20 protein-coding genes and 1 pseudogene are annotated in these 23,220 nt (G+C 63.9%); 5 read left to right on the top strand and 16 right to left on the bottom strand.

Features of this window, described 5'->3' with window-relative positions; all coding sequences use genetic code 11:
* Positions 1-46: 46 nt before the first annotated feature.
* The 10 genes and pseudogenes from MP11Mi_RS01670 to MP11Mi_RS18390 form a co-directional block, all read right to left on the bottom strand.
* Entirely contained in the window at positions 47-616 is a 570-nt protein-coding gene (locus MP11Mi_RS01670; protein WP_420040594.1) for a hypothetical protein, read from the bottom strand.
* A 306-nt stretch (positions 617-922) separates the two neighbouring features.
* Positions 923-1,114, bottom strand: a complete 192-nt coding sequence (locus tag MP11Mi_RS01665) for a helix-turn-helix transcriptional regulator (RefSeq protein WP_420040593.1) — start codon at positions 1,112-1,114, stop codon at positions 923-925.
* Positions 1,111-1,248: a hypothetical protein gene (locus tag MP11Mi_RS01660; RefSeq protein WP_420040592.1), complete on the bottom strand. Its 138-nt coding sequence runs from the start codon at positions 1,246-1,248 to the stop codon at positions 1,111-1,113. The genes MP11Mi_RS01665 and MP11Mi_RS01660 overlap by 4 nt, the downstream gene beginning before the upstream one ends.
* 64 nt (positions 1,249-1,312) lie before the next feature.
* On the bottom strand, positions 1,313-3,412 hold the full coding sequence (locus MP11Mi_RS01655; RefSeq protein WP_420040591.1) for a GmrSD restriction endonuclease domain-containing protein: 2,100 nt from the start codon (positions 3,410-3,412) through the stop codon (positions 1,313-1,315).
* 92 nt (positions 3,413-3,504) lie between these two features.
* Positions 3,505-5,124 (bottom strand): DUF726 domain-containing protein, encoded by a 1,620-nt coding sequence (locus MP11Mi_RS01650; RefSeq protein WP_420040590.1) that lies wholly within the window; start codon positions 5,122-5,124, stop codon positions 3,505-3,507.
* A 342-nt stretch (positions 5,125-5,466) separates the two neighbouring features.
* Positions 5,467-5,745 (bottom strand): hypothetical protein, encoded by a 279-nt coding sequence (locus MP11Mi_RS01645; RefSeq protein ID WP_420040589.1) that lies wholly within the window; start codon positions 5,743-5,745, stop codon positions 5,467-5,469.
* 922 nt (positions 5,746-6,667) lie between these two features.
* Positions 6,668-7,222, bottom strand: coding sequence for a hypothetical protein (locus MP11Mi_RS01640; RefSeq protein ID WP_420040588.1), 555 nt, complete (start codon positions 7,220-7,222; stop codon positions 6,668-6,670).
* Positions 7,223-7,758: 536 nt separating this feature from the next.
* Complete coding sequence (locus MP11Mi_RS01635; protein WP_420040587.1) at positions 7,759-9,843, bottom strand: hypothetical protein; 2,085 nt, start codon at positions 9,841-9,843, stop codon at positions 7,759-7,761.
* A complete protein-coding gene (locus MP11Mi_RS01630; protein WP_420040586.1) occupies positions 9,843-11,069 on the bottom strand; it encodes a hypothetical protein in 1,227 nt (408 codons plus the stop codon). The genes MP11Mi_RS01635 and MP11Mi_RS01630 overlap by 1 nt, the downstream gene beginning before the upstream one ends.
* 90 nt (positions 11,070-11,159) lie before the next feature.
* A pseudogene (locus tag MP11Mi_RS18390) lies at positions 11,160-11,258 on the bottom strand (competence protein CoiA family protein); the annotation flags it as partial.
* A 563-nt stretch (positions 11,259-11,821) separates the two neighbouring features.
* On the opposite strand from MP11Mi_RS18390, the gene guaA reads away from it, so the two are divergent.
* A complete protein-coding gene (gene guaA, locus MP11Mi_RS01625) occupies positions 11,822-13,402 on the top strand; it encodes a glutamine-hydrolyzing GMP synthase (RefSeq protein ID WP_420040585.1) in 1,581 nt (526 codons plus the stop codon).
* A gap of 133 nt (positions 13,403-13,535) precedes the next feature.
* Here the strand turns inward: guaA and MP11Mi_RS01620 are convergent, their stop codons facing one another.
* The 4 genes from MP11Mi_RS01620 to MP11Mi_RS01605 all read right to left on the bottom strand — a co-directional run bounded on the left by MP11Mi_RS01620 (position 13,536) and on the right by MP11Mi_RS01605 (position 17,425).
* A complete protein-coding gene (locus MP11Mi_RS01620) occupies positions 13,536-15,374 on the bottom strand; it encodes a GmrSD restriction endonuclease domain-containing protein (protein ID WP_420040584.1) in 1,839 nt (612 codons plus the stop codon).
* Between the two features lie 135 nt (positions 15,375-15,509).
* On the bottom strand, positions 15,510-15,902 hold the full coding sequence (locus tag MP11Mi_RS01615) for a hypothetical protein (RefSeq protein WP_420040583.1): 393 nt from the start codon (positions 15,900-15,902) through the stop codon (positions 15,510-15,512).
* Between the two features lie 66 nt (positions 15,903-15,968).
* A complete protein-coding gene (locus MP11Mi_RS01610) occupies positions 15,969-16,175 on the bottom strand; it encodes a hypothetical protein (protein WP_420040582.1) in 207 nt (68 codons plus the stop codon).
* On the bottom strand, positions 16,172-17,425 hold the full coding sequence (locus MP11Mi_RS01605; protein WP_420040581.1) for a PspC domain-containing protein: 1,254 nt from the start codon (positions 17,423-17,425) through the stop codon (positions 16,172-16,174). The genes MP11Mi_RS01610 and MP11Mi_RS01605 overlap by 4 nt, the downstream gene beginning before the upstream one ends.
* 100 nt (positions 17,426-17,525) lie before the next feature.
* Here MP11Mi_RS01605 and MP11Mi_RS01600 point away from each other — a divergent pair, with 100 nt between their 5' ends.
* A complete protein-coding gene (locus tag MP11Mi_RS01600; RefSeq protein ID WP_420040580.1) occupies positions 17,526-18,827 on the top strand; it encodes a PspC domain-containing protein in 1,302 nt (433 codons plus the stop codon).
* Complete coding sequence (locus MP11Mi_RS01595) at positions 18,824-19,483, top strand: response regulator transcription factor (protein ID WP_420040579.1); 660 nt, start codon at positions 18,824-18,826, stop codon at positions 19,481-19,483. Before MP11Mi_RS01600 ends, MP11Mi_RS01595 begins: the two co-directional genes overlap by 4 nt.
* A 4-nt stretch (positions 19,484-19,487) precedes the next feature.
* On the opposite strand, the gene MP11Mi_RS01590 is transcribed toward MP11Mi_RS01595, so the two are convergent.
* On the bottom strand, positions 19,488-20,747 hold the full coding sequence (locus MP11Mi_RS01590) for a serine/threonine-protein kinase (RefSeq protein ID WP_420040578.1): 1,260 nt from the start codon (positions 20,745-20,747) through the stop codon (positions 19,488-19,490).
* A 125-nt stretch (positions 20,748-20,872) separates the two neighbouring features.
* Here MP11Mi_RS01590 and MP11Mi_RS01585 point away from each other — a divergent pair, with 125 nt between their 5' ends.
* Both MP11Mi_RS01585 and MP11Mi_RS01580 read left to right on the top strand, forming a co-directional pair.
* Positions 20,873-21,787, top strand: a complete 915-nt coding sequence (locus MP11Mi_RS01585; protein ID WP_420040577.1) for a radical SAM family protein — start codon at positions 20,873-20,875, stop codon at positions 21,785-21,787.
* A 72-nt stretch (positions 21,788-21,859) separates the two neighbouring features.
* Positions 21,860-22,675, top strand: coding sequence for an ABC transporter permease (locus MP11Mi_RS01580; RefSeq protein ID WP_420040576.1), 816 nt, complete (start codon positions 21,860-21,862; stop codon positions 22,673-22,675).
* Here MP11Mi_RS01580 and MP11Mi_RS01575 read toward each other — a convergent pair.
* Positions 22,648-23,136 carry a hypothetical protein gene (locus MP11Mi_RS01575; protein WP_420040575.1) on the bottom strand — a complete coding sequence of 163 codons (489 nt, stop codon included), beginning with the start codon at positions 23,134-23,136 and terminating at the stop codon, positions 22,648-22,650. The genes MP11Mi_RS01580 and MP11Mi_RS01575 overlap by 28 nt on opposite strands.
* Positions 23,137-23,220: the final 84 nt, after the last annotated feature.

The following is a 23,220-nucleotide window of genomic DNA, read 5'->3' as shown; positions in this document are numbered from 1 at the left end:
CACGCTGACTCGGCGCGCTTCAATTCGCCTTGGATCGCCTCGCCTGTCAGGCAGGCGGCGCAGTCCATGTACCGCCCTCCCACCACAACTCGGGTCGCTGACCACGATTTACCAGGACGTAGGGCTTCCCATAGTTGTCGATTCGCACCTCGCGACGTTTGCTACCGACGATGAGGTCTAACGTTGCAGTCCATTCGTAGGCTGGGACACTACTTTCGTCGCCGTTCGCCTCCACGACGAGGTGAAACTGCGCGGACTCGCCTCTGCCGAGCTGAAACGCGAACGGATGGACAACCGCGCCGCCCGGGGCTCTCGCGAGGACACTAGTCGCGAACGTTGACAGTGTGACTTCCATCCGCTTGACCTCTAACGATGCACCGCCGACTGGCCGGGTAAGCACGAATCCGTCTGGAAGGTTACGGGCCTTCGCCTCGACGCGAAGTGCGCTCACCACGACTCCGCGATCTTCCCACGCAGTGATCGTGATCGACAGATCCATCTGGTGAGCGGCGTACCCGTCGAGTTGCGCAGCCCACCTCGGCATGGCGGTCGCTTTGCCCGACGGGGCAGGGGGCAGCGAGTCGCGAGACCGTGCGACGAACTGCGGGAACGTCACCCAATCCGGTGTGTTCGCGTGATGATCTGTGGATCTCGTTCGACGTGGACTTGAATGTCGGACCGGCCTCTTACTCTCCGCCAGAAGCGCGGCCACTGAAGTCCCCCTACAGTGCCCAAGACGAACGCGACGGTGGGTGGCAATGCCTCGCCAAGAAGGCCAATAAGTGTGTCCATTCGTTGCACTCCCTGCCTAGAGTGTCGTACGCGGCGGATTGAACAAGATATCCGATCTTGGAGATCTAAGGCCCAGTTCGATGTTTGACGAGTCGACTACCGATGTCCGGGTTCGGCAGCCTCGGCACTGTTAGCGTGTTAGGTCGGTTCGTGCGCCGCGTCCGGGGCGGTCCGCGTTCCAGGCGTCGATAGTTTCGGGCAACCAGCCGCGAGTGGCGCCGATCAGCGCGTCGGGCGGCGGCATCTTGTATCGCGAGATCGCCGATCGCACGACGCCGATCCGCTCAGCGACCTCAGACGCGGACAGATATACGGCCGTCATGCGCGTGCCCCTCGCTTGTACTTGCTGATCTGGTAGGCAACGGCGACGGCCCACACGACCCAGAACGGCCATCGTGCGTCAACGATGAGGAGCGCGCCGAGGCTTGCGGCGGCGGCAATGATGTCCCGCTTCATGTGCTGCTCTCTCGCTTCTCGGCCAACTCCTGCGTGGAGATGGATCGAGCTATTCGTGGTTGGCTCATTGAGTAGGTGCCTTCGATTCCAGAAACTCTGCTCGAACATCTGCGAGGCGGCGACCGTCGCTGAGTGCCCAGAAGTACCAACCGTTGGTCGCATTGTTACGGAAGTGCCTGCTTGCTCCGGACGGCGACGTGTAGACGCGGCCGGCGACTTCGATTCCATTTCGGGTGACAGTCGCTGTTGCACCGACGTGTTCGCGGTGGGTGGCGTGCAGGGTGTCGCCCTCGGTCAGAAACCCGGCCTCGACCAAGTGCTTGATCAGTATCCAGTCCTGCGCTTTGGCCTGCGGATCTGCGACCTGGCCCGTATGTCCGTCGGGTACTGGCCAAACTCGGAGGATTGCGGACGTCATCTCGCCTGTGCGCTGGTCAATAAGGGTCTCGTTCCAGTCCGCCTCTTGCGTCAGCTCGAGAAGTCGGCCAGTCAGTTTGACGGTGTTGTGTTTGAGGAGGGCATCACGCTTCGCCGACCACGCGCCGTTGGAGACCTTGCTGTTGAGGGACGTCGTGAGCAAAGTCAGGTTGCCGAGGCGGTGGACACGGTCCTGACGTGCCGCTTCGTCGTCATCGCTCACGGGCCACGTGTCCCGCCATTTCTGGGGAAGGATGTGCTCGATAGGGAGGCCACTGCGTTCGATCTGCGGCTGCTTTGTCTCGCTGCGGTACTCGTTCTCGATCGCCTCGAGCATCGCTCGTAGACGTGCGCGGGAGAATCGGCGGTAGACCAGTTCGGTTGAGAGAGCACTGCGAATCTCGTCGTCGCCAGGCCAGTACGTACTTGTCACCTTCAGACGTGCGAGGTGGCTCGTCACCCGTTGGACGAGTTCCTCGGCGGGAGCAGTGCGATGCAGCCGGATTACGTCGGCGACGACGCGGCCGAGATCGGAACTGGGGAGGCGAAGCAGCTGGCGTCGTTGAACCCAGCTTTCAAATGCATCGATCACCCCGTCGACGACGTCGGCTGGTAGGGGATGTGTCGGGTCGTGCAGCCAGATCAGCACGGGTTTCAAGATCTCGGATACGTTCGCCGACATGCGGTAAACCGCCATCGACGTCCGATCGAGCGACCCTTCAGCCCGAGCCGCTTTTACTGTCCACGCCTCGTAGAGGTCGGCTTGAGCCTTGATGACGGGAAGCAGATCGACCACGCGCATCGATGAGTCGTGTTCGACGAACGCCTTGAACCGGGTGAATGTCGACTGTGGACTCACTTCTTCGCCTACCTGGGCTGCGAGCCATTGGTTGAGAAAGAGCGAACTGCGACTGACGAAGTAGCGGCCGACGCTCACCTCTTTTGCCCAGAACTTCGTTTCGAACGGCCACACGTCGTCGTATGTCCGCTTGGTGTCGCCACCTTCGGCTTCGATCCGTTGGAAGACGAAGTTACGAACGAGGTCGGCGGCCGTCAGGGGAGTGCCGCGCGCGTTCAGCGTCTCGAAGATCTCCTGCGAGTTTTCCGTCGCTGACAGCTCGATGGTGACGAGTTGCAGGTGTGTTTGGAGCACTGTGGCGAGTGCCTCTGACCGATCGTTGAAGTCCGCAGTATCGGGTTCGCCGAGCCACTGGCTGACCTCTGCGGTGAAGTAGCGGTGCGCTTTAACGATCTGCGATTCGGGGTCGGACACCGCTGTGTAGTCGACGGGTGGTTCGGCGTCCATCACGTCGTCGAACGCTGTGCGGTCGTTGTTGAGATGTCGGAGCTTGAGGCGGCTCTCGCCATCGGGGACGTAGTCGGCCGAGTTGTGCGTCAGCGATTCAAGGCGCCGTGCGAACCTGTCAGTACCTGGCCGCACGATCACGGAGCTGACTGCGTCCATCATGATCTGCAGTGTGGTGAGGCGTTGCTGGCCGTCGATCACGTTCCACGTCGGCATGGTGTCGATGCGCGCATCACTGGCTTGAAGGACGACGGCGCCAAGGAAATGCTGCACCTCCCGTGACGGATCAGTAAGGCGTAGTTCGGCGACCCGTCGGACGTCCTTCCACAGGGGCGCCCACTGCTCGTCCTCTTTCCACACGTAAGCGCGCTGGAACAGCGGAATCACAAAGTGCTGCGGCTGATTGAACAGTTGCTGCGGTGTGCGCTTGTAGGTCTCCACACGGGGAATGCTGCCATGCGGGTCGGACAGTTTCGACGGCTACGTCCGGATTTGCGCCAACCAGTGCGGCGAGCGCCGATCCGCAGCTGCAGTTACTTGAGTTTCACGTTCGCGAAGTACTCGGAGTGTCCCTTGACAGTTTTCGAGGCATCGTGGTCGCGGATTTTCGGCCACTTGGAATCGAACCCGTAGAGACCCAGCGGCTTACTTCCAGCCTGCGCGGCTTGGAAGGCGAACTTGAGAACCTTGTCGTGGGTCGACCAGTAGTTGTGAACGCCCTCGGTGACGGCTTCGCTAAGCGGTCCCCAATCTCCTTTACGCCCGTGCGCAGCTCCGAGGAGGTGAATGGTTTGGACGCCAGGTGCGTCGGGGTCGGTACCGAGCGCTTGAGTCGCCGCGAGCATGACGCGGGCACCGAGGCTGTGGCCAACCAGTATGTAGCGTTCCGGAGTCGTGCGGGCGATAATCCCGGCGAGCGCGACACCCGTGCGGTCTGCACGGACCAGTGCCGTGTGCCAAGGGTTCTTCGCAGCGTCACTCACAAGGAGCGCCGGGGCGACTACGGAGAGCCTCTTCGCGGCGACTCTACTGGCCCGCGCTGACGCTGCGGCTACAGCCGTTGTCGCCTGCTGCCGGCCGTACCCGCCCAAGCCCAGTCTCGCTAGGTTACGCAACTCCTTGCTTCCCCAATGCACCCGATAGATAGGGGAGTCTGGGTAGCGGGCTTCTACTGCCTGCATCGCTGCAGACCACTCGGAGTCGGTTTCGGTTAAGAATCCTCGGGCGACGAGGACGGGTACGCCTGGACCCTCGCGGAAACGCTCGATTCGAAATGACGAATCTTCGCCGACATACGCATTGGTGACGATGGTGCCCATGGCTCCGCCAAGTGCGGCCCCCATTGCGGCGACCGCGTAGGTGCCCCCCGCCATACCGAGACCGCCAGCAGCGAGCGAGCCGCCACCGAGGAAGGCGAGCCCGTAATTGGCCGCCGCTGCCCCGCTGTAGCCAGCGAGCGTTCCGATTGCTCCACCGATCGCACTGGCAGCGAACAGGCCGCCTGAGGCGACGATACCGGCGCCAGCGCCGAGTCCGACTGCGACCTTCGACATGCGAGCCAGGTTTCGTTCGTCGAATTCGTAGAGCTCCCGATAGTCGGCGATGTCGTCGACCTGATCGCTGGCTCGCTCGAAGCTCGGAATTTCGTGGCGATGTTCCGCGCAGAACCTCGGGACCCGAATCCCTCCGCGTTGGCGACGTGCCATGTGTGCGCATCCGCGCGCGGCACATGGCAGCGTCGGAGTCCCGCAGCTCTGGCACAGATAAATGGGCACCCGCATCCCGGTCTGGCTGACTGATCGGTGATCAGAACGGACGAAGCAGCCCGAACACCAGTCGTTCTTCGTGACATCGCCGGGAGATTCGACCAAAGGAGCGAGGCCTTCGATGACAGTCGCGAACTCTTTGGCGCGCTTCGTGTGACTCTGCTTCTTCTCCGGGCTCTTAGACTTGCGGGACAGCTTCTCGTGGCGCGCATATGCCCAGGCATTGTGCACGAGGGCGAGGTTGCCGATCATCACCTCGTCGCCGTCGACGGTCGGCTCGACATCGTCGAGGGTTCCGGACACTGTCAGGCGGTATCCGAGTGGTGAGCGGACCTCGCAGGACATGCCGGAGTGCGACTTCGGGGTGAAGTTGATGGTGGTACACATAGATGCCTCGTTTCAAAGTGACTCCGCACTATGCTCGGTCCTTGTGGGGCGGGCATCCGGGGGTTTGTGGTGCCGCTGATTCTCCGACTTCGCTGGTCAAGGAAGAATCTAACAGTAGGTCACGACAATGCCGTTATGAGCACGGTTGTGTGTTTTGGGAAACTGAATCGATGCAACGTGTGGCCCGCTCGGGTGTCCTATAGTGCGGGGCCGCTCGGGTGGATCCACAACCTAAAGGGTCTGCTGGGGCCACCGGATGCCACGTCGATTCCCGCCGGGCGTCGAACGTGAGTTGCACTGCGCTGAGGCCTGGGCTGGAAGCTAGGAGGTTAAGCGCGGTGACTATTGCGGATTCGTGCCGTAGTGCTCCCCGCAGTACTCTCGCGCGGCTTCCTTGCTCGCGACCGTTCCAGGGCTGTACACCCCGATTAATGCATTGGTTGTGGGGTCGGCGGCCGGGTCGATTACGCAGCGTCGGTCTACGTGCGGGCCGAACTGGGCGTCGTCCATAAGGTGTCCGAGCGGCCCCTGCAGCGGTGTGCCGTCGGCGCACGCGCCGAGGTCGTTGTCTAGCCGCGAGGTAACGTCCAGGTAGAACTTTGCGCCGTTGGATCCTGTCATTTCGCAGATTTCTTCACCCGGGCCAAGACTCGATGGACCGCCTGCTGTGACAACTGCAGTGTCGTCCGTCGTTGTAGCGCTCGTTGAAGATGCGTCGTCAGCGGGACTAGGCGCACATCCGGTCACTAAAACAAGCCCTACTGCGATAAACAAAACCCCGATGGCGTGCCTATTCATGCGGGTGCCTTTCGTAGCGAACTAAAAACAGGCTAACCCTCGAGACGAGGAGGTGGGATGGAACCCCAACAGTAAGATATGTGTAGTGCTCGTCTATGAACGGACTCGAGCTTGCGGCGCGCTCTTGGCGTATATAGATGTGTTCGTCGAGATGGCGACGCCATGACAGGGATGCTTCGTGGAGTACGCCCGCAGCCAGCCACGCACTCGGCATCTGGATCCTGCGAGGTACAGCCATTTTCGGGGTGCGGTAGGTGGACCGGGAAAGCCCTACTCTTGCACGCCAGCCGTTCGGACATGCCCTTGACCCGTTTGGGCATGTCGACGGCGGCGCGTTTAGCGTCTGGGCTCAGAATTTTCCCTTCGCGACCTCCCCCAGTGCGTCCTTTTCCAACTCGGCCTCGGCCAGCAGCCGCTTGAGGCGGTTGTTCTGCTCCCGCACGTCCTTGAGCGCTTTCGCTGCGTCCCGCCGTAGGAGCGGCGCCGGTTGTAGAGCGTCGCGGCCGATACTTCCAGTTCCGCCGCGATCTGCTCACCCGACGACCCCGCCGCCGCGAGCTCATCCGTCCTACGTAACTTGCGGACGATCTCCTGCGATGAATACCTCTTCCGACCAGCCATACCGATCATTGTCCTATCCATCCCACCTTCAGGGGCGATCACGGAGTCAACCAACAGGTAGACCGATTTACCGGGAACACGCCACTTGTCGCTACGTCCCGCGAGGTAGTCCGCGCACTATGCACTATTTCCTCCGCTTGCGGTCTGACTGGCTGCGAGATGTCAACGGCTGAGAGCCCGCGTCCAGGCTGCCGGTGTGGCGGGCCGAATGACCGGATTCGGTGGTCGACAAACCAAGTTCTTGAAGGACGGCCTCAGCGTGACTCAAGTCGTCGAGACTGATGACCCACCGAGTGCTCGAAGCTCTAGATGCAAGGGCGGTGAGAAGCCGCATCTCACGATGGGGCAGAGCGCGGCCGACGGTGATGGTGGCGTCGGCAGGTGTCTTTGCGATACGGAGCGACGCGCAGCGCGAGTGGATGCTGTCGACGCCGAAGAGGAGGCGCTGTGCTGCGTCGTAGTTGATCAATCTATGTCCGCGCAACGTGCCGTCGTTAAGGTCGGCGATAGCGAAGCGATCCGGGGCCGGGTAGTGAACGATGCGCGTCAAGAAGCGGCCGTTGAGGGCCGGGTGAGTTCCCGTCCAGCGATGGGCATCCTGCGCGGCGGCTGCTGCTGCATCCGGTCGGTAGAACGTGAAGTCTGCGGCGGCGAGTAGGTTGTCGGCCACCGTTGTCATGCCGTCCGAGTTGAGGGCGCTGCTGGTCCACTGATCCAATGGCTCTGTGGCGGGGCCCGCCCAGTCTTCAACGCTCCGAAGCGGAAGGCCGCCCGTCGTCGCCGTAAGAATGCGAAGACCTCCGTGCGCCTCGATGTGTGAGCGCTGCACGCGGAGCTCACGAATCGGTGTGCCAGAGATTAGGTAGCGGCCTCTGGCGTGTCGGTCGACGGTGAACGTGTCACCTGATCCCCACCCTCCGTCGAACGAACGGGTGAGGTCGCCCAACGCTGCCAACATGACTGCGATTTCGAAGGCAGTGCGTCTGAGGTCTGCTTGATTGCCTTCGGAACAGGCGACGAGTACCTCCATTGTTCGGTCAAGCATGACCTCGTGCCCGACTGGATGCCCATTGGCCGTTGACGCGAACACAACGGCTCTCAGGAGCTCCGCGATTAACGTGTTGTCGTCTGCGACTACTGGCAGCCCAAGGTCGACACACAACTGGCCTCGCGGTCGGTCGGCCTGTGGCTTCAGGACCTTGACTATGTCCTGCTTCATGACAGAGTCGCACGCAGTCGGCGAGCACGGTTCTGTAACCTTTTGGCGTAGTCGTCGTCCTTCGGCATCGCCCACTTTGCGAAGATCGACGTAGCCGTCGTCAGGTCGTCGTCTGTAAGTTGTCCGGCCAGACAGGGGACAGCGATGGACTCGGTGACAGCGCGGCGAAGTTCCACGCCCTCGACCCCGTTTGCCTCGTCGTTGATCAGAGCCCGGCAGAAGCTAACGGATGCGGTGATGACACCACTGTCGAGCGGCCACCACGTCGTGCCGTGCTTTTTGAGGTCATTCAGCAATTCGTCCAGGAAGCGCTTGGACGATGGGGCGTCGCTCGATTTAGGGTGCGCGATGAACGAAGGCCGTACTGACGCCAGGTCGACGGCGTACCAACTACGTACGTCGATGACTACGGAGCGACTCCACAGTTCCCGTCCGACTGGTGCCGTTGTAGAACCGGCCACCGCGATTGCCGCGAGGTGGAGACTGGGGTCACGAACGAACGTGTTCCGGTGGAGTGCGTCGCGTGCCATTTCTGGGATCGGAATTTCACGATTCGGATCGGCGAGCCATGGTGCGAGGTACGACTCAGTGGCGCCGCGGTTGAACCCATCGAGAACCAGCATCCCTGGAAGCTCAGCCGAAACAGCGTCGTTCGCGCGAAGGAGTAGATCACCGTGTGGCCGGGCCGCGTCGCCGGTGTCGGCGCGCACGCCGAGGAGGTCGACAGGTTGCAGAAAGTCGTGTGCCACCGAGACCGACGTCATTCGGTCGCCAAGCGCCACGCGGCTGTACATCGCGAGCGCTTCGCGCGCGCCCGACCCAGTTAAGATTGGTAGCAATCCGGCTCGAAGCGCGGCATGAATTCTATGCAGCGACGTCCGAGAGGGCACCGATCTGGTTACGGAGTGGAAGACCTCTGTGCGTACCGGATCCCCGCGTTCGGACTTTGGGAAAGGTGCCGACGGCGCGCTCTTTCGCCTGGGATTATGAGTTGCTTGACCGTCCGGCCCGGAAAGTAGCGGTTTGAGGAGCACAGCGTCAGCGAGGGTGCTGGCCGCATGGGACGATAGGTCGTCGAGCTTGCTGTGCACGATGCGGTCGACGTCATCCAGGTCCCGCAACATGGTGTCACGCTTCGACTCGAGTTCGGCAGTTTCGCCACGAAGTTTCTCGAGTTTGGTGGATTCGTCGGCGAGCGCCGCACGAATCTCAGCAGCAGTCTGCGCTCGCGCATCGATCCGTGCTTCCTCGGTGCGTTTCATGATCTCGTTCGCGACTTGAGGGAGGCTGCAGATCTCGTCGGACAGTTCTTCGGCAGAGACTGCACTCGACTTCCATTTAACGGCGATCTCGCGTGCACGATTGAGCCGCTCGGCCCTCACGTCGTCGCCGATTGCTTCACCTGCGAGCCTGAGCGCCGACTCGATCGCCGTATTTGTTTCGATTGCAGTGGGAATTGCGGTGTTCGACTCGCCGAGAATCTTGCGGACATCCCGGAGGGCGGTCTTGAAGACGTCGTTGTTGTTCCGGCAGTCGAGGAAGAAGTATTGATCGGGCGTTGCGTCTCCAACAAGCCATTGGCCGTGCTGGTCGATAGCTATTGACGGGATCGCGTCTCGGATCGCGCCGAGCCGCTCGAGTCGTTGATCGGTGTCGAGCGCGAATCGGCCGTTCTCGTGCCTGACCACTCGGATCGGCCCGAGGGTGATTCCGTCAGCGCAGGCGACGAAGACGTGGCGAGTGTCCTCCGGAAGAGTCGCCTTGATCGGGCGTGTATGCCATCCGCGCATCAGTTCGCCGTACGTCAACTGGCGCCGCTCGATTAGCGGATGGCACGGAACGGTGTCTGCGCCGGCCCACGCATGGTCCTGCGTTCCGGGGGTCACCCGGAACGCAATGACATTATTCTGTGCGAATCCGGCGAGGCCGCTCCGCCAGAAGACTGACCCATCGGGGGCGAAGTCCGACTTTGCGACCGGCGTCCAGGTTTTTCCGTCCCAGGCGTACTTCGGAGTGCTCCACCCATTGTTCTTCGAGGTGCCGCTCACCTTGCCGATGAGCAGAGTGTTCTTGTCCACCACTATGGTTTTCTCCTAATGAGACACGTCGGCTTGGTGGCGTGTTGCTGCCAGTGGTTGCCGTTTGTTGATGTGTGCTGAGTCGCGAGCCCATAGGCGATGCGCCACCGGCTCTCGGGGGCGGTCGCGAGGGCAATGTGTTCGGGAGTTGGTCGTTGTGGCTTCACTTCCGAGGTTGCGGAGCTGTCCGGGGCTGGGGACTCTGGCTGGACTGGTACCGCATCTACCGGCAGATCTGCACCTTTGCGTGTGAAAGTAATTGTGCGCGTGCCGGTCCCAGTCGATTCGATCGTGAATCTGTCGTAGTGCGGAGACCATCCGTCGACCCATCCGGATGCTTCTGATCCGACAGCGTCGAGAAGGCGCCGAACGTCCTTGCTGGCACTCAGGAGCGGTTCGGTCGCGGTCACTGAGAGTGTCGTCCCCGGGGCAGACGAGATTCTGATTACCCCTTCCGGGGAGTCGCGGTCGACGACAATTGGAGTCTGGTTATCAAAGGCGGAGTCGCCGACGGTGACGGTGACGGGCGGCAGTACGTGCTTCTGATGATCCGCGATGATCGCGTACGCGAGTCTCACGTCATGATTCTCACTGCGGATCTCGACCTGTCGGACGCCGGTCGGGGCCTGAATCCTCCGGAGCGACGACGCCTCAAGGTCTGGGCCATGAATCCTCCCTGTTTTGGACGTCGAGGATGTCTTCGAGGTCAGATCCGAGTTTTGGACGGCGACGACGGTCCCCGGTCGGAACACCACCGCGGGCGACTGGTTCCGGTACATCTCCGGGGGTGTCACAAATTGCGGATTCCATCTCGGCGACTGGACTGCAATGTCGATCGAGGTGAGCCACGTCTCGTAATCGCGACTAGGAGTATGCGGCAGCGTGACCTGCCACGCCAGCCATGTGCGGCCTTGCATGGTGACCGGTGGGATGCGTTTGCCGCCGGGCGCCGACCCGAGATTGCTGCTCGACAGTATGAGCACTTCATCGCCCCACTTAATCGGCACTTCGCGCTGGTCGTGGCCGAAGAACGCACCGCCGAGACGCCGAACGAAAACGAGCGCGCCTACGAGGTCGGGCAGGGTAGAACGACCCGAATCGGTTTGTGGATCTGGCTCCCTCGGTGAACCTCTGTGACGTGCTGACTTCTCGGCATTGATTCGCCACGGCGGGGCCTGTGAATCGAGGTATGTGATCGCGATAGCACCGTCGACGAGAACAATCTGCATCGACAGGACTGCTCGACCGAGGGCACGCAGTACTTCTTGGCTTGTCGACTGGCTGCGCAATGGGCAGATTTCAGGTGCGCTCTGATTGTGCGCGAAATGGCTGGCCTTCTTCTGTCCGTGTCGGGGATGGACGTCGCCGAGGCAGACAGGGCACCGGTACTTCGCTGTGCGGCGTGCCTGCGCTGGCATCACCTTCTGGTCGGTGAGAACAGATATCGCGTAATCCACTGTGCTTTGCTGTCCTCGGTTAAGTCGGTCGGCGTTCCACAGCGGAACTGCGGAGCGCGAAATGGAGGTTTTGTCGGATGCGAAACGGATCGTACGCCGCGAGTCTGACAATCCCGAAGCCGTGCCGGATGGTTCACGGGATCGGATGACGGAACGCTCACCACGAAGGTCCCGATGTCGCGTGGTCTGGTCCGAGGAAGACCGGGCGCACCTTGGACTCGTCGACGAGTTCCCGGGCTTGACCTGGTTGGCAGGTGACCACGTCAACGTGCTGATAAGAGTCCGTGCTTCTGTCGCCGAAACAGTCGAGGACCTTGGAGGACGCTCCGATCGCGTTGTCTCAACCTATGTATTCGGTGAAGCTCCTCGTCCGAACGGCACCGCCGGTGCACCGTGGTTTCGCGCAATGGTCTGCATGCACCGACACGTCATTGAATGCCATCGCGAACGAACTTCTCGACGTCTGGGCAGCGCTGCTCAACCAGCGTCGATACTGCACTCGCGCGCCCGATAGACTGGCCCCCGTGACGAACCCATCCGCAGACCATCCGCGTCCTGTCCTCGTCGTCGACTTCGGAGCCCAGTACGCGCAGCTCATTGCTCGGCGTGTGCGCGAGGCTCGCATCTACTCGGAGGTCGTCGCCCACGATGCGACGCTCGAGGAGATCACCGCGAAGAATCCGGCGGCACTGATCTTGTCGGGCGGGCCGGCGTCGGTGTACGCCGACGGGGCGCCGACCATCGACGAGAAGCTGTTCGACCTCGGCATCCCCGTGTTCGGCATCTGCTACGGCTTCCAGAAGATGACCGCAGCGCTCGGCGGCGTCGTCGCTAACACCGGTGGACGCGAGTTCGGCCGCACCACGTTGACCGTGTCGGGCGATGGCAAGCTCCACCGCGGGCTCCCGGGCACTCAGCCGGTGTGGATGAGCCACAACGACGCTGTGCAGAGTGCGCCCGAAGGGTTCGACGTGACCGCGTCGACGCCGGGCGCCCCGGTCGCCGCCTTCGAGTGCGTCGAGCGACAGATGGCCGGTGTCCAGTACCACCCCGAAGTGATGCACAGCCCGCACGGCCAGGAGGTGCTCGCCCGCTTCCTCTACGAGGTCGCCGGCCTCGAACCGACGTGGACCGCGGCCAACATCGCCGACGCGCTCATCGCCGACGTGCGCGAACAAGTCGGCGACGACCTCGCGCTCTGCGCACTGTCCGGCGGTGTCGACTCGGCGGTCGCGGGCGCCCTCGTGCAGCGCGCGATCGGTGACCGACTCACCTGCGTGTTCGTCGACCACGGTCTGCTGCGCGCCGGCGAGCGCGAGCAGGTGCAGAACGACTTCGTCGCCGCCACCGGCGCACGCCTGGTGACTGTCGACGCCGAAGAGACCTTCCTCGGACACCTCGCGGGCGTGTCCGACCCGGAGGAGAAGCGCAAGATCATCGGCCGCGAGTTCATCCGGTCGTTCGAAGACGTCGTGTCCGAAGCGCTCGGCGACCGCGCAGCCGAAGGCAAGACCATCGACTACCTCGTCCAGGGCACCCTGTACCCGGACGTCGTCGAATCCGGCGGCGGCAGCGGTACCGCCAACATCAAGAGCCACCACAACGTCGGTGGGCTCCCCGAAGATCTCGAGTTCAAGCTCGTCGAACCGCTCCGCCTCCTGTTCAAGGACGAAGTGCGTGCCGTCGGACGCGAACTCGGGTTGCCCGAAGAGATGGTCGCCCGCCAGCCGTTCCCCGGCCCCGGCCTCGCGATCCGCATCGTCGGTGAGGTGACCAAGGACCGGCTCGACCTGCTCCGCCAGGCCGACCTGATCGCACGTGAAGAACTCACCTCCGCCGGGCTCGACGGCCAGATCTGGCAGTGCCCGGTGGTCCTGTTGGCTGATGTTCGCAGTGTCGGTGTGCAGGGCGACGGACGGACCTACGGTCACCCGATAGTGCTGCGTCCGGTGTCGAGCGAAGACGCCATGACCGCCGACTGGACCCGCGTCCCGTACGAGGTGCTAGAGATCATCTCGACCCGCATCACCAACGAGGTGCCCGACGTGAACCGCGTCGTGCTCGACGTGACGAGCAAGCCGCCGGGGACCATCGAATGGGAGTGAGACTCTCGTAGAACTCGACCGTCAGGCCCTCGCACCTTTGAGTGCGAGGGCCTACGCGTCTCTCGTCCTTCTCGGAGGCAGTAACTCCGAAACGGAGGACCGATCGTTGGCCGCGTTGAGCGCAAGAAGGAGGCTACTCAGCCTCGTCTGGCAGTTCCTCGATCTCGGCAATTTCGAACTGCGCCGAGTCCTCGGTCGCATCGTGCCCGATGTCCCGCGGGACGGCCTTACCCATTGCCCCCGCGACTAGATCGCACAGGCGACCGCGCCGTTCGGCGAAATAGGAATCGAAGTCGTCGGCTCGTAACAACTCTGCCGGCACCAAGTGAGCCTCGACCAGGCTGTCGAGCCTGGCACTATCGATCTGGGCTTTGCGCTCGATCTGAGTAAGGTACGCGGACGGTGCGGCGCCGCCGATAGTGCGGTTGGTGACCGCAGAAATCGCGGTCTTATTCACGATGCTCTCACGTCGCTCGTCGTCGATGCTGTGGTCGATACACCACTTCTTGGGGAAGATGTGGTGAATGTCGACAGCCAGATTGGTGTACTGAACTTTGTCGAGCGCCTTGTCTTCCATCCAGTCTCGTGCCTCATTACCCAGAAGCAACGCGTAGATTCCCTTGTAGGCGGCGGCGTTTCGCGTGCGCAGGGAGTGCAGACGAGACTCGACGAATGTCGCGTCGTTGACTGTATTGGGTGTCGCGGCATCGGCGTCACCACGACCCCAAGCTGGTACTTGTTCAACGTCGCGGACGAAGCGAGTCTCTATAGCGCCGCCGTAGAGCTCGCCGAGAATCCCACACCAGAGCCAGCGCACCAGCTTTTCCCTCGGCCCGAGGAGGTCTGCATCACGACCCATCGAAACCCTTATCGCCGCGAGTGGCACCAGTTGCTTCGGATAAGGCAGGAACTTGGTGTCGAAAATGTGGCGGTCGGCGAGGAAGTCCGATGCCCAGATGAATGCTTCGCGAAGAGGGCCGACCCACTCGAGGTAGTCGGCGAGAGTCAGCTTCAGTACATCTTCTCGCTTGGCTGAAATGGCCGGTGGACGGTTGCCGACGTATTCGTGGTTCCGCTTGCGTGTGGTGAGCAGCGTGACGGCCTGGAGGAAGTCTGTGCTCTCCAGCCCCGCCAGCACGGGGTAGGCGGCGAAAGCCGCCTGAGTTTCCTTCCAGTTGTCGTTGAGGCGGAAGTCTGTGCCGTTGGCCTCGTAGTATTCGGCGTCGCCGGCAAACGTCGCGGTCAGCAGTTCGAACACGTTGAGTGGGAGCCCGCCGACATTGACTTTCTCGAAGACCGTCGCAACTGCGCCCTTGCTCGTGTTCTTGTCGAGCTCGATAGCCGGGATGTTGTACGTGCCAGCCGGTTTGAGGACGACATCGTTGAAGTCCTTCATCAGCTCGCGGTCGTCGAGATCGATTAGCCACGTCATTGCGTCACCGAAGATCAGGTTCACCGGGAACATTCCTTCTGCGCGCTGTCTATCTGCGGTGGAGACGTCGCGAACGATGTCCCTGCCAAAGTTGGTGCGTTCGATTCCGTCGGCAGGCAGCGACAGAACTGCATCGTCAATTCGGTCCTCGCCCTGGACCGCGACGCGCATGTCGATGAAGTAGCGACGATTCATCCGCTTTCCACGGCTATCCATCGTGTGCACGATGCCGTCGCCGGTCAACGATTGCATCAACGATGTCAACCGTTGCTGGCCGTCGAGGAGCAGGGACTCCGCGGTCGCGCCGACCGGTACGTCAACACCTTCGATCGGTCGTGGCTTGAAGCGGATCTGGTCGTTTCCGGTGCTCAGCAGCATAACTACTCCCAGCGGGTGCCCGCGTAGGACTGTGACGAGCAGTTGACGAATCCGCTCGTCCTCCCACTTATAGCCGCGCTGAAAATCCGGGAGCTGGATCTTGCCGGACCCCGCCTTTTTCAAGTACTCGCTCAGCTCGTAGAGCGGCGTTTGAAACCCCATCCGGGACAACTCCTTACGTTGCACTCGACTCGCCTGCCGGCGGCCACGATTACGTGTATTACCACAGAGACACGAGACACGAGCGGACGATTCGTATAGGCCGTTGCACGCACAGCTCGACCGGTAGTCGAGAAGCTACTTTCCGCGCTCACTGACAATCCGGTCGTAATCCCGTTTCCCGGTGATCTTCATCAGCGCGATGTCGTCGATCTGATCGAACGTGAGGACTGCTTCCGGTCGGGAGAGACGCTCGACGCCGTCCTTCGACGGCTCGGGGACGATGATCGCCGCGTCGCAGAAGTCCCAACCGTCGATCGAGTCGTGGTGCCAACGTCGTTCGCTCTCGTCGAGTTGATGATCGAGCGAGATGAACCAGTTGGCGATCAGACGGCGCTGCCCGGGAAGCAACGTCCAGATCTTCTGGCGGTCGATCCGAGCGTGCGCCTTGGTGCGCATCACGCCGATCCATTCGAGCTCGTCGTCCTTGTTGAAGAACTGCCAGAACCGCCATTTGTCCACGTCGACCATGCGTCGGAGCGTAGCCGCGCCTGGTGACAATTCCGGGGGAGCGACTCCGCCCGACCAGCGAACCGACTATCTCCGCCGAATACCACTCATCACGAGGCCGAGCCCCACGACGAGACCTACGACGAGGATGGTCCAAGGGATGGTGCCCGAGTTCGTGACGTCGGGGCCGCCGGCCAGACCCCAACCCGCGACGAGGAGAGCGAGGACGCCGAGAACCGCGAGAAAGGGGTTGCGGCGGCCTTCGGGAGCTTCGGTGGTCTGCTGCTCGGTCATCGGACTGTCTCCACATTTCCCAGCGCCGTGTGCGCGTCGATCGTCAAAGTCGGGGTCTTCGCGTCGGGGTTCACGACCCCGTCGATGCAGTTCACTTCGCCGACACCGACCGAACAGTTCGTGCGGACCCGGAGGTCGTTCGGCAGGAGGATCTTGACCTCGCCGACACCCTGACGGACATCGATCGTCCGGTCCCGGTCCAGATCGCCGACGTCGCGCAGATCGAGCGTCGACGAGCCGACCGTCAGTTGGTATTCGTCACGCAGATCGTTGGCCGTCGGCGGATGCCACGTCCGATCGCCCACGCCGCCGTTCGGGAACGCGTCGCCGACGCCCGACAAGCCGGTCCCGATGATCGCGACCACCGCGGCGACCGCGGCGAGCGGCACCAACCCCGAACCGCCGCGACGTCGTTGGAACGACGCAGCGATCAGACCGACACCGAACACCGCGAGGACGAGCGACGCGATCCGGCCCGGCGAGAACCAGTCGACGCCTGCGGCGTTCAAGGCCGCACCGGCAGCACACGTGATCACCGCCAGCCCGAGGAAGATCGGCGTCACCGGCGACCGCGGCACACGCGGGGCAGGCGGCTCGGCGGGAACCGTCGGCTCCGGAAGATCCCACGCGAACTTGGCTACCCCCAACGGATCCCAACTCGGCGGCTCGTCCGAGGACCGTTCCAGCGGGACCGTGGGGACCCCACCGGCAGGCGCCTCGGACTTCGTCATCGAGACGCCGCCGAACGACGGGACCGTCACCTGCCCGGCGACCTGCGCGTCCACCAACTGATCCGCCGACGTTCCGGCAGGGGCCTGCGGGGTCCGCTGATACAACAGCCACCAGCCGGCGGCCATCAACAGTCCGCCCAGCAGACCGCTCGACCCCCAGAAGTTCTGCATCCCGATGATCGACACCGCGATCACCGCCAACACGGCCAACGGAATCCACCGAAGATTGCCATTCGAGGTTCGGTGCCGCAACCACCGGACATGCCGGTTCTGCATCGGATCGCCAGAGGACTGGTGCGGGTTCCGCTCGTCGTCGGCGGGAAAAGCGATCGCGGCTGCGATGTAGACGATGACGCCGCTGCCGCCGAACAGGGCCGCCACCACGAAAGCGACTTTCACCAGTGTGGGATCCACCCGGTACCGGTCACCGATCCCGACGCACACACCGGCGATGGTGTTGCCGGAACGACGGCGTACCGGCCGGGTGTTCCACATGCTCTGAATAGTCGAAGCGTTCATGCCATTCATCTTGTCGCGGGACCCGTGCGGAGTGAATCGGGCTAAACCCTGAGATCGTCCCTGATGTGCGAACCCGCCCGAACGTGCCACTATCGAATCAATGAAGTCAGAGATACGCACCGGAGCCGAACCGCGGCTGCAGCGACGCAGCGGCGGCAAGGTGGTCGCCGGGGTGTGCGGCGGTGTTGCCGACCACCTCGGCGTCGACGTGTTCCGGGTCCGCGTCGTCTTCGTCGTCCTCGCCGCACTCGCAGGCGCGGGCGTCCTCGCCTACGCACTCCTGTGGTTCTTCTGCCCATCAGGCGACGACACGACCCACGTCGAACCACGCGAACGACGGCAGGCCTACGGCCTCATCGTGATCGGCGTGATCGCCCTCGCCGCCAACGGCATGGTCGCCACCAGCGCGCCAGCCCAATCGATGCTCGCCATCCTGTTCGTCCTCGGCGGCGCCGCGCTCGTCTGGCGCGAAGCCGACGTCACCGGGATCTCGACAGCGCAGTCACGACTCATCACCTGGGTGCGCCTCGTGTTCGGGGCGCTATTCGTGATCGGCGGCCTCGTCCTCATGGTCGTCTCGCCCGACACCCCGCTCGCGGGCATGAATCCGATCCTGGTGGCCGTCCTCGTCACCGTTGTCGGCAGTGTCCTGCTCACCGTCCCCATCTGGATGAAGATGCTGCGCGCCCTCAACGAAGAACGCGCAGCACGCATCCGCACCGACGAACGCGAAGAGATCGCCTCCCACCTGCACGACTCGGTACTGCAGACGCTCGCCCTGATCCAGAAGCAGGCCGACCGACCCGACACCGTCGCCAAACTGGCCCGCCGACAGGAACGCGAACTGCGGCAATGGCTGTTCGGCGACAACGCCCGACCCAACGAATCGCTCGCCGCCGCGATCAGCGTCGTCGCAGCCGAAGTAGAAGACACATACGGTCCCGAAGTCGAGACCGTGACCGTCGGCGACGTGACCGCCGACGAACTCCGCGACCCGGCACGCGCACGCGACTGGGGTGCACTCGTCGCCGCCGCCCGCGAAGCACTCGTCAACGCCGCCAAACACTCCGGCGCCGACACCATCGACGTGTACTGCGAAGTGGCCGACAGCGAAGTGGAAGTATTCATACGCGACCGCGGCATCGGCTTCGACCTGGACGCCGTCGACCCCGACCGGCAGGGCATCAGCCGATCGATCCGAGCCCGCATGGAACGCGCAGGCGGGACGGCCGGCGTCACCTCGACGCCGGGACGCGGCACCAACGTCGCCCTCACCCTGCCGCGTACCGCCGACCACATCGCCGCCGACCCGACCGCCGCCGACCCGACCGCCGTCGACCCGACCGCCGTCGACCCGGCCGTCGACAAACCTCGCCCCGAGAACGATCAGGAGATCGCATGAGCCTGTACCGACTGTTCCTCGTCGACGACCACGGAGTGTTCCGTTCCGGGGTGCGAGCCGAACTCGCCGGTGAAACGGGCCTCGAGGTAGTCGGCGACGCCGGAACCGTCCCCGAAGCGATCGCACAGATCACCGCGACCCGACCCGACGTCGTACTGCTCGACGTACACATGCCCGGTGGGGGAGGCGTCGCGGTCCTGCGCGGCGTGACCGATGCCCTCGGCTCCGAAGCCCCCGTATTCCTGGCGTTATCAGTGTCGGACGCGGCGACCGACGTCATCGCCACCATCCGGGCCGGTGCGCGCGGCTACGTCACCAAGACCATCAACGGCGCAGAACTCGCCGACGCCGTGCGGCGCGTCGCCGAGGGCGACGCCGTGTTCAGTCCGCGACTGGCCGGCTTCGTCCTCGACTCGTTCACCGGACGATCCGCGGTACCCGAACCGCACCTGGATCCCGAACTCGACTCCCTCACCAAACGTGAACTCGAAGTACTGCGACTCCTCGCCCGCGGCTACACCTACCGCGAGATCGCCGAAGAACTTTTCATCTCCGTGAAGACCGTCGAAACTCACGCGTCCAACGTCCTCCGCAAGACCCAACAGTCGAACCGGAACGCGTTGACTCGATGGGCGGTCAACCGGCAGTTGGGGTGAGCGCCTACACCGTGAGCACAATGATGACGGCGATGATCACCGTCAACAGCACCAGCAGCGCGAAGATCGCGGCGGCGAGACCGGCGTTGCTGCTCTGCTGCGGAGACTGCTGGTAGTAGGGCGGATAGCTCCCGTGGCCGGACGGGTAACTCGACTGCACCGGATACGGGTTCGACGGATTCGACGGGTACGGCATGGGTTCCGGGGTGGTGCGTGGGGCGTAACCGCTAGCCGTCGGTGCGACGCGAGTCGGCGGGTGCGCGTTCGGGTCGGACATCGGGTTCGGCTGCGGCGTCTGGTTCTGGAACGAGCGTGCACCGGGCGTCGATGTCGGGATGATCGTCTCGCGGGCAGGCGCCGACCGCTGCGGCTTGGTCGTGATGAGTCCGGTCAGCACCTTCTCCGTGGTGCCGAGGGTTCCCGCCGCGTACTGGACCAGCAGATCACGAGCCTCCGACATCGTCGGACGCGCAGCAGGCGACGGTTCGAGCAACTGCAGTAGCACCGGCTCCAAGGCGCCCGCACGCGTCGGCGGATTGATCTGCGCGTTCGCCGCGCGGTGCAGGGTCGCGATGTAGTTGTCGCTGTCGCCGTACGGGGGTCCGCCCTCGACCATCGTGTACAGCGTTGCGCCCAGCGAATAGACATCCGCGGCCTCGCCCGGCTCGTCGCCGCGAGCCACCTCGGGCGCGAAATAGGCCGGTGTGCCGGTGACGATGCCGGTCTGAGTGAGCGACACGTCGTCCTTGGCGCGCGAGATCCCGAAGTCGGTGATCTTCACCAGCCCCACGTTGCGGCCGGTGTTCGCGATCAGGATGTTCGCGGGTTTGATATCGCGGTGGATGATGCCCGACGCGTGTGCTTCGGTGATCGCGTCGGCGACCTGTGCGGCGATCTGCGCGGCCTCGATCGTCGGGATCGTCTTGTTGTCTCGCAGGACGTCGGCCACACTGTGCGACGGCAGATACTCCATGACAAGCCACGGATCCTCGCCGTCGAGGGCGACGTCGTGCATACCGATCGCGTTGCGGTGCGATAAGCGCGCAGCGAGTCGGCCCTCGCGCATCGCGCGCTGACGGTTGGTGAGCGACTCCTCGTCGGACATTCCCGCCGTCGACAGCACCTGTTTCACGGCGACGTCGCGATCGAGCAGCGTGTCGCGGGCGAGCCAGACTGCGCCCATACCTCCCTGGCCGATCTGGCGGACCAGGCGATAGCGGCCTGCGACGAGATACGAGGGTGCAGGCGCGGCCGATCCGGTCATGCAGTCATGGTAGCGGTGGCCTCTGTCAGTTCGTACGGTGCTGTGGCCTCGGGCTACCGCCGAGCCCCACGGCTGATCCGGCAGGTCACTTGACCATCGTTCGCACATGTGTTCGGATAGATGGCATGAGTGGGTTGCCGGGACTGGTCGCCGCCGACCACGAGCGAACCCTCAGGTTGCCGGAGTTTCCGCGCCTGGCGGTGCACGAGGTGCTGGCGTCCACCATGCTGCGATCGGTGACGGGTGAGCGCGCCCACCCGTACGACTACGCGATCGAGACCATGACGGGCGACGAGCGTGACATGAGTGTGCGGATGAACGCTGCGGCAGTTCTGCGCCGCGAACTCCGGCGCCGCACGTGGCGCCGGTCGACGGTCGCGGTCGGCTTCTCCGGTGCGGACCCGTACGGCGCGCTCGAGGAGCGCTATCGGTTGATGCCCGGGGTGATCTCCGCGCTGGCCGAGGCGACCACCCCGTTCACGCTGTACACCGGCTCGGATCTGATCACCCGCGATGTGTCGTTGCTGCGTGTGGTCCGGCACGCAGTTCCGACGACTATCGTGCTGACGGTCCCGTCGCTCGACGACGAACTGTGTCGGCGCGCCGACCCCGACGGTGCGTTGCCGTCCGCCCGCGTCCAGGCAGTTCGACGTCTCGCTGACGCGGGGCTGGAGCCGCATGTGCAGATCGCACCGCTGCTGCCGTGCCTGACCGACTCGTCGTCGCAGCTCGACGATCTGCTCGGCGCGCTGGCCGACGCGGGTGCCGCACGCGTCTCCGTGTCGGTGCTGCAGTTGGACGACGATGGCGACTACTTGGACTGGTTGGCGCACGAGCATCCCGCGCTACTGCGGCGCTACCGGTCGTTGTACGGACGGGGATCGTTCGTACCCGCCGACTACGCCGTACGCCTGCGCGAGCGGATGACGCCGCTGGTCCGGGCGCACGGACTTGCCAGGCCGGAGCCTGGACCAGCGGACGAGACGCCGAAGCCGAGGCCGGGCTGTGTCGCCGAGCCCGAAGTCCTCACCCTGTTCTGACCTCGCCTCGCCGTGGTCTCGCCCGGCACTCCGCGCGGGATCCCAAGGTCGGGGAGTGGTTGGATCGAGGGCGTGTCCACCCACGACCTCGTCGCCACGATCATCGCCGTCGTCGTGCTCGCGGCGGTGGCGGTCGGTGTTCTGCGCTGGTACGGCGTCCCCCATCAGTGGTCGGCGGCGACGGCGATCGCACGGGGAATGATCCAGCTCGCGGTGGTGAGTGTGGCGCTGGCCGGGTTGATCACGCACCCGTGGCTCGTGGTGCTTGCGGTGTCGGTCATGTTCGCCGTGGCCGTCGGCACGGCCACCTCGCGGCTCGGGACACCCGGAGCATGGGGGCGGACGGCGGGGTTCGTCGCCCTGTCGGTGGCCGCGGGTGCGACGGCCGCGCTCGCGGTGGTCTTCGCGTCCGGTGCGCTCGACCCGTCGGCGCGATACTTGCTCGCACTGTCGGCGATCGTCATCGGCAACACCATGAACATCGCCACGCTTACCGGGCGTCGGCTCAACGAGGCGTTGATCGACCGGTGGGACGAGGTGGAGGCGTGGCTGGCGCTCGGTGCGACCCCTCGTCAGGCGTCGGTGTCGATGGCCCGGCAGGCGGTGCACAGCGCGCTCGTCCCGTCCATCGATCAGGCGAAGACGACTGGGCTCGTCACACTGCCGGGCGCTTTCGTCGGCGCGATCTTCGGCGGACTGTCGCCGATGGAGGCCGGACGTTTTCAGGTGCTGGTGCTGGCGGCGCTGCTCGCGTCGGGGTCGATCGCCGCGGTGATCACCGCACAGGTCAGAGCGTCGTCACCGACCCGGCCTGTTCCGTTGGACGAGGTCGAGCGACCTCGGCTGCGATGGCGCAGAGCTCACTCGGTCCCGGGGCGCGACGAGTAGCCGCAGAGTGCTGCCGTCAACAGCATGACCAGCGTGAGAGGTATGAGAATCGCCTTGCTGGGGGCGGCGAACTCGGCGAGGTCGGGTGCCCCGAGTTGTTCGGGGAGATCGCCGAAGTACCAGCCGGGCCAGATCATCACCGCCACCGGAACGGCAGCGCCGAGGATGCAGACGACGGCTCCGATCGCGTTCGCCAGCCGCGACAGCGGGCGGGCCGACGGCGCGGGCATCAGCGAGATCAGCGCCGCGAGCATCGCGACGACGGCTGCCGCCACGACTAGCCAGCCGCGACCGGCGGGGCCTACGCCGAGATCGGCGACCTCGGAATCGCCCATACCGAACCCGTTCCACGACAGATCGAGGCCGAGGCTCTTCAACGTCGTCCAGGGGAGTGCGGTGAGTGCGATGGCGGTCGCGGCGGCCACGATCGTCGCGAACGGGAACAGGCGGGACGGCTGCATTGTGCAGACTGTAGCGGATGTGGCTGGCAGTCGATGATGGCCGGTGTCGGTGAGCTGCGGCGTTGACGATTGTCAGAGGTGAGT

Source organism: Gordonia abscondita (assembly GCF_032711245.1).
GTDB lineage: Bacteria > Actinomycetota > Actinomycetes > Mycobacteriales > Mycobacteriaceae > Gordonia.
Note: the sequence above shows the minus strand (reverse complement) of the source record. Positions and strands in the feature narration are given on the sequence as shown.

Excerpts from the sequence above, each read along its gene's own strand:
- MP11Mi_RS01595 (WP_420040579.1), top strand. The coding sequence starts at position 18,824 with ATGAGCCTGTACCGACTGTTCCTCGTCGACGACCACGGAGTGTTCCGT.
- MP11Mi_RS01660 (WP_420040592.1), bottom strand. The coding sequence starts at position 1,248 with ATGAAGCGGGACATCATTGCCGCCGCCGCAAGCCTCGGCGCGCTCCTC.
- MP11Mi_RS01630 (WP_420040586.1), bottom strand. The coding sequence starts at position 11,069 with ATGCAGATTGTTCTCGTCGACGGTGCTATCGCGATCACATACCTCGAT.
- MP11Mi_RS01590 (WP_420040578.1), bottom strand. The coding sequence starts at position 20,747 with ATGACCGGATCGGCCGCGCCTGCACCCTCGTATCTCGTCGCAGGCCGC.
- MP11Mi_RS01585 (WP_420040577.1), top strand. The coding sequence starts at position 20,873 with ATGAGTGGGTTGCCGGGACTGGTCGCCGCCGACCACGAGCGAACCCTC.
- MP11Mi_RS01620 (WP_420040584.1), bottom strand. The coding sequence starts at position 15,374 with ATGGGGTTTCAAACGCCGCTCTACGAGCTGAGCGAGTACTTGAAAAAG.
- MP11Mi_RS01575 (WP_420040575.1), bottom strand. The coding sequence starts at position 23,136 with ATGCAGCCGTCCCGCCTGTTCCCGTTCGCGACGATCGTGGCCGCCGCG.
- MP11Mi_RS01605 (WP_420040581.1), bottom strand. The coding sequence starts at position 17,425 with ATGAACGCTTCGACTATTCAGAGCATGTGGAACACCCGGCCGGTACGC.
- MP11Mi_RS01600 (WP_420040580.1), top strand. The coding sequence starts at position 17,526 with ATGAAGTCAGAGATACGCACCGGAGCCGAACCGCGGCTGCAGCGACGC.
- MP11Mi_RS01665 (WP_420040593.1), bottom strand. The coding sequence starts at position 1,114 with ATGACGGCCGTATATCTGTCCGCGTCTGAGGTCGCTGAGCGGATCGGC.
- MP11Mi_RS01650 (WP_420040590.1), bottom strand. The coding sequence starts at position 5,124 with ATGTGTACCACCATCAACTTCACCCCGAAGTCGCACTCCGGCATGTCC.
- MP11Mi_RS01645 (WP_420040589.1), bottom strand. The coding sequence starts at position 5,745 with ATGACAGGATCCAACGGCGCAAAGTTCTACCTGGACGTTACCTCGCGG.
- MP11Mi_RS01640 (WP_420040588.1), bottom strand. The coding sequence starts at position 7,222 with ATGACAACGGTGGCCGACAACCTACTCGCCGCCGCAGACTTCACGTTC.
- MP11Mi_RS01610 (WP_420040582.1), bottom strand. The coding sequence starts at position 16,175 with ATGACCGAGCAGCAGACCACCGAAGCTCCCGAAGGCCGCCGCAACCCC.
- MP11Mi_RS01615 (WP_420040583.1), bottom strand. The coding sequence starts at position 15,902 with ATGGTCGACGTGGACAAATGGCGGTTCTGGCAGTTCTTCAACAAGGAC.